The sequence below is a fragment of the Pseudomonas kielensis genome (assembly GCF_014236655.1).
GTDB classification, from domain to species: domain Bacteria; phylum Pseudomonadota; class Gammaproteobacteria; order Pseudomonadales; family Pseudomonadaceae; genus Aquipseudomonas; species Aquipseudomonas kielensis.
In genome coordinates this window covers 55,366-67,479 of record NZ_JACMYG010000006.1, presented here as the reverse complement: position 1 = coordinate 67,479, position 12,114 = coordinate 55,366, and the positions used below count along the sequence as shown (strand labels likewise).

Annotated in this window: 8 protein-coding genes and 1 tRNA gene; 4 read left to right on the top strand and 5 right to left on the bottom strand. The window is 61.4% G+C overall.

All coding sequences use genetic code 11. The features are described 5' to 3' along the window. Positions 1-60 precede the first annotated feature (60 nt). Entirely contained in the window at positions 61-1,239 is a 1,179-nt protein-coding gene (gene desA / locus H7995_RS07880) for a delta-9 fatty acid desaturase DesA (RefSeq protein ID WP_185818208.1), read from the top strand. Between the two features lie 59 nt (positions 1,240-1,298). Here desA and H7995_RS07875 read toward each other — a convergent pair whose 3' ends face one another. The 3 genes from H7995_RS07875 to gabD all read right to left on the bottom strand — a co-directional run bounded on the left by H7995_RS07875 (position 1,299) and on the right by gabD (position 5,553). Continuing rightward, positions 1,299-2,513, bottom strand: a complete 1,215-nt coding sequence (locus H7995_RS07875; protein WP_166590251.1) for a response regulator — start codon at positions 2,511-2,513, stop codon at positions 1,299-1,301. Between the two features lie 137 nt (positions 2,514-2,650). Further along, entirely contained in the window at positions 2,651-3,928 is a 1,278-nt protein-coding gene (gene gabT, locus H7995_RS07870; protein ID WP_166590250.1) for a 4-aminobutyrate--2-oxoglutarate transaminase, read from the bottom strand. Positions 3,929-4,110: 182 nt separating this feature from the next. After that, positions 4,111-5,553 carry an NADP-dependent succinate-semialdehyde dehydrogenase gene (gabD, locus tag H7995_RS07865; protein WP_095170691.1) on the bottom strand — a complete coding sequence of 481 codons (1,443 nt, stop codon included), beginning with the start codon at positions 5,551-5,553 and terminating at the stop codon, positions 4,111-4,113. Positions 5,554-5,903: 350 nt separating this feature from the next. On the opposite strand from gabD, the gene H7995_RS07860 reads away from it, so the two are divergent. Continuing rightward, a tRNA-Arg gene (locus H7995_RS07860) sits at positions 5,904-5,980 on the top strand. 44 nt (positions 5,981-6,024) lie between these two features. Here H7995_RS07860 and H7995_RS07855 read toward each other — a convergent pair. After that, positions 6,025-6,879, bottom strand: a complete 855-nt coding sequence (locus H7995_RS07855) for a MinD/ParA family ATP-binding protein (RefSeq protein WP_166590239.1) — start codon at positions 6,877-6,879, stop codon at positions 6,025-6,027. A 756-nt stretch (positions 6,880-7,635) separates the two neighbouring features. Here H7995_RS07855 and H7995_RS07850 point away from each other — a divergent pair. Beyond that, positions 7,636-7,836 (top strand): hypothetical protein, encoded by a 201-nt coding sequence (locus H7995_RS07850; RefSeq protein WP_166590238.1) that lies wholly within the window; start codon positions 7,636-7,638, stop codon positions 7,834-7,836. Positions 7,837-8,006: 170 nt separating this feature from the next. Then, positions 8,007-11,177, top strand: coding sequence for a UDP-N-acetylmuramoyl-tripeptide--D-alanyl-D-alanine ligase (locus tag H7995_RS07845; protein WP_185818207.1), 3,171 nt, complete (start codon positions 8,007-8,009; stop codon positions 11,175-11,177). A 43-nt stretch (positions 11,178-11,220) separates the two neighbouring features. Here the strand turns inward: H7995_RS07845 and H7995_RS07840 are convergent, their stop codons facing one another. Further along, complete coding sequence (locus tag H7995_RS07840) at positions 11,221-12,111, bottom strand: alpha/beta hydrolase family protein (protein WP_342345329.1); 891 nt, start codon at positions 12,109-12,111, stop codon at positions 11,221-11,223. Between the last annotated feature and the right edge of the window lie 3 nt (positions 12,112-12,114).

The window sequence follows — 12,114 nt, the reverse complement described above, 5'->3', positions numbered from 1 at the left end:
TCTGTGTCCTGAGTGATAATGCGCGAGCTGTTTTTTTCTTTATCGAGGGCCATATAGCCTATGTGGTACGAAGGTTTACTCGGCTTGTCGCCCTGGCAACTGGTGGCAGTCACCCTGTTAATGACCCACATCACCATCGTGGGTGTCACGGTTTATCTGCATCGCTACTCGGCCCATCGCTCGCTTGAGCTCAATGCCGGCCTGAAACACTTCTTCCGCTTCTGGCTGTGGCTGACCACGGCGCAGAACACCCGCGAGTGGACCGCTATCCACCGCAAGCACCACGCCAAGTGCGAAACCGTCGATGACCCCCACAGCCCGGTGGTCAAGGGCCTGTCCACGGTCCTGCGCAAAGGCGCCGAGCTGTACCGCGCCGAAGCCGAGAACACCGAGACGCTGCGCATCTACGGCAAGAACTGCCCCGAAGACTGGATCGAACGCAACCTGTATAGCCGCTACCCGTTGCTGGGCGTGGCGCTCATGGGGGTGATCGACCTGCTGCTGTTCGGCACCATCGGCATCACCATCTGGGCGATCCAGATGATGTGGATCCCGTTCTGGGCCGCCGGCGTGATCAACGGCCTGGGCCATGCGATCGGCTACCGCAACTTCGAATGCCGCGACGCGGCGACCAACCTGGTGCCATGGGGCATCCTGGTGGGCGGCGAAGAGCTGCACAACAACCACCACACCTACCCCAACTCGGCCAAGCTGTCGGTGAAGAAGTGGGAGTTCGACCTCGGTTGGGCCTGGATCCAGCTGTTCAGCTTCCTGCGCCTGGCCAAGGTGCAGCGCGTTGCACCCATTGCCCACCGCGTCGAAGGCAAGGGCAACCTGGACATGGACACCGCCATGGCGATTCTCAACAATCGTTTCCAGATCATGGCCCAGTACCGCAAGCTGGTGATCGGCCCGCTGGTCAAGCAAGAGCTGGAAAAGGTCGACCATTCGGTACGCCACCAATTCCATCGCGCCAAGCGCCTGCTCTCGCGGGAGACCAGCCTGCTGGATGAAAAACACCACGTGCGCATCCAGACCATGCTCGAACACAGCCAGGCACTGAAAGTCATCTACGAAAAACGCCTGGCCCTGCAGCAGATCTGGGTCAAGACCAGCTCCAACGGCCACGACATGCTGGCCGCCATCAAGGACTGGGTCCACGAAGCCGAGGCCAGCGGGATTCAATCGCTGCGCGACTTCGCCCACCAGCTCAAGACCTACTCCCTGCGCCCGGCCTGACGCCCCAAACCTGGATCCGTGGGAGTGGGCTTGCCCGCTCCCACAGGGTCTGCGCCCGATCAGGTCTTGCGCAGGCGCATCAGCTCCGGCAAACCGATCTTGAGCAAACGTGCCGTTCGGCTCTTCGCCAGCTCCTCAACGCCCTCATGCTCCGTCAGGCGCGCCAACTGGGCGGCCATGTTCATCACCAGGGCTTCCCTGGAATAAACCCCACCACCGAGCCGATACACCGCGGCAATCAGCTCTCGCAACTCCAGCGGCAGCCGCCAGCGGGTGCGCAGTGCCGAACCGTAGGCCGCTGCAAACGTCACCAGCGCTTCACCCACCTCCTGCTCGTCATCCAACTCGCCGCCGGCCTGCTTCCACTCCTGCAAACAGCGCAGCAACGCCAGGTCGCCCAGGCAATGGAGCATGCCGGCGCAGTAGCAACGCTCCTGATCCAGGTCGAGTAACCGTGCGAGCGTGCGGCCGTATTCAGCGGTGTGCAACGACAGCTCCCAGTAGCGCTCGGCGTAGTCGGCCAGGCACGGGTCGCTCAACTTCGCACTGCGCTTGAGAGCCAGGCCCAGCACCAGGTTCATGCTTTGCCCGGTGCCAAGTCGATGCAGGGCCTGGGACAGGGTCTGCACCCCCTCCCCCAGGTGCTGTGCCGCGCTGTTGGCCGCAGCGATCAGCACGGCGGTGATTTGCGGGTCCGTGCGCACTTCCTCTTCCAGCAGCCTCAAGTCGAGGCCATTGGGGTTCAGGCTGCGCTTGACCGCCAGCTGCACATCGGTCAGCAGAGGGGCGCCGTCTGCCAGCTCGCGTCGCCGCTCAAGAAAGGTCGCCAGGGTCATGCCTGGGGCCAGCGTCGGCACCTCGCAGGAAACCGTCTGCCCGGCGCTCAGCAACAGGCCCTGCAGGCGCAGCGTCAGGCCCTGCATGTTCAATGGCTTGGTCAGGTACGCCGTGGGCGCCAGCTGGACCGCCTCTCGCACGCTGGCACTGTCATTGCGGTGACTCATCAGGATAAACGGCAACGGCGGATGACGGCGGCGCTGGCGCACACTGCGCAGCAAGCCCAGGCCATCGACACCGGGCAGCTCACCATCGGCAATCACCAGGTCGTAGGACTGCTCGGCCAGCAGCTGCAGGGCCTCCTGACCATCGGCACACAGGTCCAGCCGTGCGTCGCAGCGCACGTTCAACAACACCTGCTTGAGCAGGTCCCGCGACCAGGGATCGGCTTCGGCAATCAGCACGCGCGGCACGGCAGGTAAATCAACAGTGCTCATCAGGACACTCCGGGACAATCCTTGCACCATAGACAATGCAGCTGATTCGATACAGGCCAAAAGCCAGCGATGTGTTGGCAACGACAAAAAAAACCCGCCTAGGCGGGTTTTTTTGTGGACCAATTCACACTCGGTGATCAGAGCTCAGAGAAGCATTCTTCAATGATCGCCAGGCCTTTGTCCAGTTGCTCGTCCGGCGCAGTCAGCGGAACCAGCACGCGCAGCACGTTGCCGTAGGTGCCGCAGGACAGCAGGATCAGCCCCTTCTCGCGCGCCTTGGCCACGACAGCAGCAACGGCAGCGGCGTTAGGCTTGTGGACGTCGCCGTCGTCGAACAGCTCGACCGCGATCATCGCGCCCAGGGCACGCACTTCACCGATCACCGGGTACTTGGCCTGGATAGCCTTCAGGCCAGTCACCAGACGCTCGCCCACTGCCTTGCAGCGGTCCAGCAGGTGCTCTTCTTCGAACACTTCCATCACGGCCAGGGCCGCGGCGCAAGCGATCGGGCTACCGGCGTAGGTGCCGCCCAGGCCACCTGGCGCGATGGCATCCATGTATTCAGCCTTGCCGCACACACCGGCCAGCGGGAAGCCGCCAGCAATGGATTTGGCGAAGGTGGTCAGGTCGGCAGCAACGCCCATCTGTTCCATGGCGAAGAAGGTGCCGGTACGGCCAGCGCCAGTTTGTACTTCGTCAGCGATCAGCAGGATGCCGTGCTTGTCGCACAGCTCGCGCAGGCGGGCCATGAACGCTTTAGGCGCGACGTAGAAACCGCCTTCGCCCTGCACCGGCTCGATGATGATGGCAGCGATGTCACGCGGCTCGGCGTCGTTCTTGAAGATGCGCTCGATGCTGGCGATCGAGTCGTCGATGCTCACACCGTGCAGTTCGTTCGGGTACAAGGCGCGGAACACACCGCCTGGCATCAGGCCCATGCCGGCCGAGTAAGGCACGACCTTGCCGGTCAGGCCCAGGGTCATCATGGTGCGACCGTGGTACGCGCCGGTGAAGGCGATCACGCCAGCACGGCCAGTGGCGGCACGGGCGATTTTCACGGCGTTTTCCACCGCTTCGGAACCGGTGGTGACCAGCAGGGTTTTCTTGGCGAAATCGCCTGGAACCTTGGCGTTCACTTTTTCACACACTTCAACGTACGGTTCGTAGGCCAGTACCTGGAAGCAGGTGTGAGTCAGCTTGTTCAGTTGCTCGGTCACTGCCGCGATGATTTTCGGGTGCACGTGACCGGTGTTCAGCACGGCGATACCGCCGGCGAAGTCGATGAACTCGCGACCTTCAACGTCGGTCACGGTGGCGTTCTTCGCGTGGTCGGCGAAGATCGGGTGAATCTGGCCAACACCGCGCGGTACAGCGGCTTCGCGGCGTTTCATCAGGGATGCGTTAGTCTTGCTCATGGTGTCCTCATTCACCGCTCATCGGGCGGCGTGGTTCAAGGAAAATGCGGCGGGGAGGCAACTGGGCAGCATGCGATGATCGACTGCCGCAGCTTTCCCGGCCACAGAGAAAATTGCGTGTGAAGCACGCAAAGGGACAGCGCTCTCGTGCCCTTTGCGGTTGAAGCAATGCCTTGCCGGGCTTAGATGCCCAGGCAGAGGTATTTGATTTCCAGGTAGTCTTCGATGCCGTACTTGGAGCCTTCACGGCCCAGGCCCGAGGCCTTGATGCCGCCGAATGGCGCGACTTCGTTGGAGATCAGCCCGGTGTTGACGCCGACCATACCGTACTCCAGGGCTTCAGCCACACGGAATACACGACCCAGGTCGCGAGCATAGAAGTACGAGGCCAGGCCGAACTCGGTGTCGTTGGACATGGCGATCACTTCGGCTTCGTCTTTGAAGCGGAACAGTGGCGCCAATGGACCGAAGGTTTCTTCCTTGGCCACGGCAGCGTTCTTCGGCACGTTGGTCAGGATGGTCGGCTCGAAGAAGTTGCCTTCCATGACCTTGCCACCGGCCAGGACGGTGGCGCCTTTGGCGATCGCGTCAGCAATGTGTTCCTGGACCTTGGCCACGGCCTTGCCATCGATCAGCGGGCCAGTGGTGGTGCCTTCTTCCAGACCGTTGCCGATCTTGAGCTTGGCCACGGCCACTTTCAGCTTCTCGGCGAACGCGTCGTAGACCGAATCCTGAATGTACAGGCGGTTGGCGCAGACGCAGGTCTGGCCGTTGTTGCGGTATTTGGAAATGATCGCGCCTTCAACGGCCTTATCCAGGTCCGCGTCATCGAACACGATGAACGGTGCGTTGCCGCCCAGCTCCAGGGACACTTTCTTGATGTCCTTGGCGCACTCAGCCATCAGCTGGCGACCGATTTCGGTCGAGCCGGTGAAGGACAGCTTGCGCACGATCGGGTTGCTGGTCAGTTCGCTGCCGATGTCGCCGGCGCTGCCGGACACCACGCTGAACACACCGGCCGGAATGCCGGCACGCTGGGCCAGTTCGGCCAGGGCGAATGCCGAGAACGGGGTTTGCGAAGCCGGCTTGAGCACCATGGTGCAACCGGCAGCCAATGCCGGGCCGGCTTTACGGGTGATCATCGCGGCCGGGAAGTTCCACGGGGTAATGGCAGCGGTCACGCCAATGGGCTGCTTGATCACGATCAAGCGCTTGTCGGGCTGGTGGCCTGGAATCACGTCACCGTAGATGCGCTTGGCTTCTTCGGCGAACCATTCGATGAAAGAGGCGGCGTAGACGATTTCGCCCTTGGCTTCGGCCAACGGCTTGCCCTGCTCGAGGGTCATCAGGCGGGCCAGGTCGTCCTGGTTTTCGATAATCAGTTCAAACCAGCGACGCAGCTTGTTCGCGCGGTCCTTGGCGGTCAGTGCACGCCAGGCCGGCAGCGCTTTGTCTGCAGCTTCGATCGCACGACGAGTTTCGGCAGCACCCATTTTCGGCACGGTGCCCAGAATTTCGCCCGTTGCCGGGTTGTTGACGTTGATCGTCTGACCATTGTCCGCATCAACCCAAGCGCCATCAATGAAGGCTTGCTGGCGGAACAACAGGGTGTCTTTAAGCTGCATGTCGGCTTTCCTTAACAGCACCGCGCGCGCGCGGAGCGAATTATGATTGTAGAAAGGCGCCTTGGAGGCTGCCGTCAGGGAAATCATTCACCGGGCTGAAGCACATAAATAACGCACTGATTGAAGCTCGTGCGGTTCAGCACCCAGACAAGAGCGTTTGAAATCTCAAACGAATCCTAGGATCAAAGGGGGTAAAGGACAATAGGTTGTTCGAAAAAAAGAACGAAAACCCCGTTTAACCTGAGGTTTTCTGATCAACGTCGCGAACACCCTCTTAACCGGCTGAAAACACCAGGCTATTCAGCAGCATGGACGCACGCTGTGCTTATGAGTATTATGGCGCCCGCATTGCACCAGTAGCTCAGCTGGATAGAGTACTGCCCTCCGAAGGCAGGGGTCGTGGGTTCGAATCCCGCCTGGTGCACCATATAAAACGAAAGGCCCGGGTGAAAACCCGGGCCTTTCGTCGTTTCAGGCATCCACTTCGTCGCCAGGGCTCGGCGCCCCATGCCTGGAATTTTGCACCAGTTGCTCAATGAAGAACTCCACGTGCCCGCCAGGGTGAGCCGGCAGTGGCCAGGCGTCGATTTTTTGCGCCATGTCGCGAAAGGCGTTGGCGAACCTGGAACGCGGATACGCCTCGACCACCACCTGCCGCTTGCGTAAGGCCCTGGGCACTGACTCGTCGTTCGGCACCGCGCCCAAGTAATGTAAGTGCACGTCGAGAAGCCGATCGGTGACCTTCTCCAGCTCGGCAAACAGCTTGCGCCCCTCCCGCGCACTCGCTGCCTTGTTGGCCAGTACCCGAAAGCGGTGAATGCCGTATTGCTGATGAAGCAATTGGATCAGGTTGCAGGTACCACGAAACGCTGCCGGCTCATCACACGCCACCACGATCACTTCCTGGGCGGCACGCAGAAAACTCATCACCGTCTCACCGATACCCGCCGCCGTATCGATGACCAGAACATCCAGCTCATCACCAATACTGCTGAAGGCATGGATCAGCGCATGAAATTGCGCCGGTTGCAGGTGGGCCATGTCCGGCGAACCGGAACTTGCCGCGGCGACACGAATGCCTCCAGGTCCACGCACCAACGCATCCGCCAGTTCGCAACGCCCGGCAATGACATCCGCCAGGCGGTACTTGGGGGTCAGCCCCAGCAAGGCATCAATGCTGGCCAGGCCGAGGTCGGCATCCAGCAATACCACCCGCCGACCAGCCCTCGCCAAGGCCAGGGACAGATTGACCGCCACCGTGGTCTTGCCGACGCCACCCTTGCCGCCACTCACGGCAATAACGCGCACACGATGCACACTATTCATCTATTTTTCTCTTGCACACGCCGCATGCACCCGCCCGTCAAAAAACAGTGCCTGACACGCGCAGGCCAACAACCTGGCCAACGCGGCCCTACGCCGAAGGTTATGAATGCTTAGTCTCTGTATGTTGGCGACCATCTAATGAACTGCCGAAGTACGCCGCGAGAAACCAACGAAAAAACGGCGAAACTTTCACAGTGAAGTTAATGCCATGAGGCGACACAACCTGACTGGGTAGATCACTCGCTTACTTTGCCAATGAGTTAGACCTAAGTACAGCGTTACAGGCCCACTCGCCGCCTGTTAGTCCACAAAGCCCAGTCAACCACCGACAAAAAACAGCGGATCAGACCCACGCCAAGTAGAAAACAAACAATGCTCCGCCGCGCCACCAATCCTACAGGCTACCGACACATGAAAAGTTGATTACTTAGGCCAAATTATAATTATCACTAAAGCATTAGCCTATGCTGATTTCATCCGAAAGGATGACCACCCGAACACCTAACTATCCGACTAATACAATGTTAATAAGATGTGCGCTGCATTATAACGTCAGCCTAGGAAGCCTTCTCCAGAGCCAGAAAGGCGAGCATGAGAGACCGTGATATTTTTTTGCCGCTAAAGTAGAAAAAGTTCATCAGTTGAATTAGAGTCCCTAGTGAGCTTTGGAGCCACCCTCTAAAGCCTTATATTTTATCGGGATATTGGAGAACCGTTCGCTGCAGAAGTAACAGCGGCGGAAGAGAAGGATCGCATATGCACAAGAAAACCGCGCGCCTAACTATATTGATCGATCTTCCGACTAAAAAGAAATTAGAGGACCTCTCTGAGACTGTCGATCTAACCGTGTCGCAGATTCTCAGAAAATTAATCAAGAACCACCTGAGCGAGTTCGACCAACCGATCAGCTTTTCACCGGAAGAAATAACCCGCGACGACACTTTCCCGCTCAATTAGAACGAAAGTACCAGTGTAAGTGTGACGCAGTTCACGCCAGCACTCCCTTATTACACCGCCCCTGCCGGGCGCGGGAAAACTGGATGAATTGCGTAGTGTTCGGTGACCGGACACAACAACGCTCATCCCCGGAATTCTGTGTTCATCTGACGTTGACAATGGATTTTCTTATGTCTTTGAAACAGCAATTAATCGCCTGTTACAACTTTTTTAAAGATCAGACAGCAGAGCCCATTGCCAGCACGGACACGCCGGCACCGTGCACCTTGTTTTTCTCCCTCAGCAACGGCACACAACGGGCGCGGGTGTTCCACAGCAGCGCCGACACCTTCGAGGCGGCGTGGAATCACGCACTGCTGAACTTCCCGCCACTATCGGCCGCGCCCCAGCAGGCTCAACCGCCCGAGCGGCTCTGGCTCAGGGTCGAGCGCGCGACCCAGGTGACGACGCTGTCGTGGGCCCAATTGCAGGAGCGCCTGCAGCGCCACAAACGCAATTACTTTCGCTACGGCATCGCCTTCGATCCGCAACTGAAGACCGCCCTGACCGAACAGGAAATCAACGCCAACGCGATCCTGTATGGCGGCTCCACCGTGCCGCTGGCCCGTTTCAACCTGGGCAATTTTTCGGTGTACGTGAAGAAACGCTTTGCCGATTCAGCAGCACTGGAGGCCGTCCAGCAGGCCCAATCCGACCCCCAGACCCCGGTGTACCTGTTCCAGACCCAGGGCGTTTTTTGTGCCGAAGACGGCGTCGCCCACGCCCTCACCAGCAGCGGGCCGGATGTCGGGCGACGCAAGACCTCGGCGCTGGACGCGGGCGAGATACGCGACAAAGTCGTCAGCGCCTCGGACTTTCTCGCCCGCCAGGTCAAGGCCAGCGGGGAATTTGTCTACGGCCAGTTCCCCTGTTTTAACCGCACCATCGAGAACTACAACGCCCTGCGCCACGCCAGCACGACCTATTCGATGGTCGAAGCCTGGGCGCTGACCAGGGACGACGCCCTCCTGGCATCGATAAAACGCGCCCTCGACCACCTCACCCTTACGCTGATCAGGCCCTACACCTTGCCCGACGGCAGCGCTGCCGCGTTCCTGGTGGACGTCGGCGACGAAATCAAACTGGGCGGTAACGCGGTCTGCCTGTTGGCCTTGGTGAAATACAGCGAAGTCACTGGCAATCGCGACTATCTGCCGCTGCTGGCGGCGCTGGCCAACGGCATTGCCTGGATGCAGGATCCGCAGACCGGCGGCTTCAACCACGTCCTGCACGCCCACGATCTGAGCGTCAAAGCGCCGTTCCGGATTATTTACTACGACGGCGAAGCCGCCTTCGGCCTGATGCGTCTCTATGGCTTGAGTGGCGAAGAACGCTGGCTGCACGTGGTCGAGAAAGCCTTCGACTATTTCATCGCCAAGGAACACTGGCGCGAGCACGACCACTGGCTGAGCTACTGCGTCAATGAGCTAAGCCGCTATCGGCCCGAAGAAAAATATTTCCGTTTCGGCCTGAACAACTTCATCGACTACCTGGGATTTGTGCAGCAGCGCATCACCACCTTCCCCACCCTGCTGGAGTTGATGATGGCCGCTCAGCAGATGCTGCAGCGCATCGAGCAAATGCCGGCGCTGCGCCACCTGCTCAACGAGGTCGACCTGCAGGCGTTCTATCGTGCCTTGCACCACCGCGCCGGACACTTGCTCAACGGCTACTTCTGGCCGGAAATGGCCATGTTCTTTGGGCATCCGGCGCGCATCGTCGGCTCGTTTTTCATCCGCCATCACGCCTTTCGCGTGCGCATCGACGATGTCGAACACTATCTCTCGGGACTGATTGCCTATCACCGCTACCTGCTCGACGGCGCACCGCAGGTCCGCGCCGTCCGGCCAGACGTGCAGCAGGATGGCGCCGGCTGGCAGTGGGATGCGGCCAAAGTGCTGCAGGCCACCGGCGGCACCTGGGCGGTCGCGCCCGAGGCGGATTGGACAGCCAGCGGGCTGGCCCCGTCCATGGCCTACTTCAAGGCGCAACGCATGTTGAGCCGCCACCCAAGTAAGGTTGGCGCCAACGAGGCCCGGCTTGCACGCCTGTGGGCCAAGGCCGATCCGCAGCAGCGCCCCTCGGCCCTGGTCTGCGTCGACCCCACGCCTTACCTGGGCAGTGGCCTGCCGGTGCTGCAAGTGCCGGACACCGCAGATGCCATGCTGCAAATGGGCCGTTACGCCCGGCAAGCCTTTGGCGGCCAGGTGTTCGGAGTCACCGGCAGCGCCGGCAAGACCACGGTTTGCGCCATGCTCACCCATGCCCTGGCGCAACTGGGCAGCGTGGCGCAGACCGAGGGCAACGCCAACCTGCCCCACGGGATAGCCTGGAACCTGGCCTGCATGACCGATCCGGCACGCTTCTGGGTCCTGGAAATGGCCGTCGGCCGGATGCCCATCAACTCCGAGCTGGTGCGCCCCCACGTCGCGGTCGTCACCAGCCTGGCCCCGGCACACCTGGAGTACCACGGCACCCTGGAGAACCTCGCGCGCAAGAAAAGCGCGATCTTCCGCTCCATGGCACCCGGCGGGCATGCGGTGCTGAACCATGACATGCCGTACTTCCAGGTGTTCGCCAATGCCGCCCGGCGCGCGCAATTGACGGTGCTCAGCTACGGCGAGCACGAGCACGCCGATCTGCGGCTGCTGGACTGCTGCACGACCCCTTCGTACCTGCAGGTCAATGCCAGCCTGCGCGGCACGCCCGTGCACTTCAAGTTGCGCGCCCGCGGCCACCACATGGTGCTCAACGCCCTGTCGGTGCTGGCTTCGCTGGTGTGTGCCGGCTTGCCCACGGCCCAAGCCCTGGCCGCGCTGGAGACATTCGCCGCAGTGGATGGCCGCGGCAATACACTGACCATCCCTTGCGGCGACGGTGACTACCAACTGATCAACGACGCCTACAACGCCAACCCGGGCTCGATGGGGGCGTCGCTGAAAATGCTCGCCGAACTGCCCGGCCGGGCCGATCAGCGCGTCGCCGTACTGGGGGATATGCTCGAACTGGGCCCCGACACCCAACGTTATCACCTGGAACTGGCCGAATCCCTGCTGGCCGCGGCCCCACGCCAGACCCTGCTCTGCGGACCGCTGATGCACGGCTTGTATGTGCAACTGCGCGATCAGTTGCCCATCGAGTGGTTCGAAGACGTCAAGGCCCTGCAGCAGCAACTGCCCCAACACGCCGCACGCTGGTTCCGCCCCGGTGATTGGGTACTGGTGAAAAGTTCGGGGGGCACCGGATTGTCCCAGGTGGTCGACTCACTGATGGCTAGCGAGCCCGCCGTCGCGGCGCTCTGACGCCATCCGGACTACGACTCGCTGACCCCAGCGAGTCGTCCCTTCAAGGTTGCGCGCACTGCGCCGCCGTCTTCAGCCCGATATCGTTGCGCAACTGATGAAACGCCGGTGCGATCGCCGGCGCTTCGATCAGTTGCGCCTGCAACCCGGCATCACGCAGCGCCTGGTAGAACTGCGCCTGCAACACAAAGGGGGCGACCTGGTCGTCGCGATTGCCCACCACAAACAAGCGCCGATCGGCCACCTGGGCAATACCGGCGACATGCTCCAGCGGATCATACGGGTGCAGCAGGCCATTGGTGTCGCGCCCCTCGCGGGACGGCAGGCCTTTGCTGCGACGAATCATCTGGGCCCGTTCGAGCAAGGCAAAGGCCCCCGAGGTCATGACCGCGCACTGCACATCGTTGCGCCCCAGCGTGAGCAGGGCCGCCACCACCGTCGCCCCGCCGCTGTGCCCGAGCAACACAAAACGGCCGATGCCGTAGCGCTGGCGCAACTGGTCGAGCGCCGCGTCCAGCGCCTGGAACTCGGCGGGCTGACGCCGCTGGCCGTGGTTGCCGCTGGAACCGTAGGTCCCCGGGCGCGCAACGATCACCACCGGCATCCCGGCCCGCCGACTCAGGGCCGCCGCCTGCCGATCCTTGGCGCGCAGGGTATTGCCGGCGATGGCTGCAGGCGCGCGGTGCATTTCGATATTGCGGTCACCATGAAACATCACGATCACCACTGGCGCGTGCGCAAGCGGCACGGCACTGAAGTAGCGGATGCAGGCCTGGCCGTTGGCGTACTCGACCCACAGGGCCGAGTCCTGATCGGTGCAGGCAGCCGGGTCTGCCGGGGTATTCCACGGCAGTGGCAGGTCCTCCGAGCCCCGGGCCCACAAGGGCGCACTGACCGCCAGAGCCGCGCACGCCAGCCACCTGGCGACGCTCACCGA

Bases quoted from the DNA above. Each gene is read 5' to 3' on its own strand.
- desA (WP_185818208.1), top strand. From the start codon at position 61: ATGTGGTACGAAGGTTTACTCGGCTTGTCGCCCTGGCAACTGGTGGCA.
- H7995_RS07875 (WP_166590251.1), bottom strand. From the start codon at position 2,513: ATGAGCACTGTTGATTTACCTGCCGTGCCGCGCGTGCTGATTGCCGAA.
- gabT (WP_166590250.1), bottom strand. From the start codon at position 3,928: ATGAGCAAGACTAACGCATCCCTGATGAAACGCCGCGAAGCCGCTGTA.
- gabD (WP_095170691.1), bottom strand. From the start codon at position 5,553: ATGCAGCTTAAAGACACCCTGTTGTTCCGCCAGCAAGCCTTCATTGAT.
- H7995_RS07855 (WP_166590239.1), bottom strand. From the start codon at position 6,879: ATGAATAGTGTGCATCGTGTGCGCGTTATTGCCGTGAGTGGCGGCAAG.
- H7995_RS07850 (WP_166590238.1), top strand. From the start codon at position 7,636: ATGCACAAGAAAACCGCGCGCCTAACTATATTGATCGATCTTCCGACT.
- H7995_RS07845 (WP_185818207.1), top strand. From the start codon at position 8,007: ATGTCTTTGAAACAGCAATTAATCGCCTGTTACAACTTTTTTAAAGAT.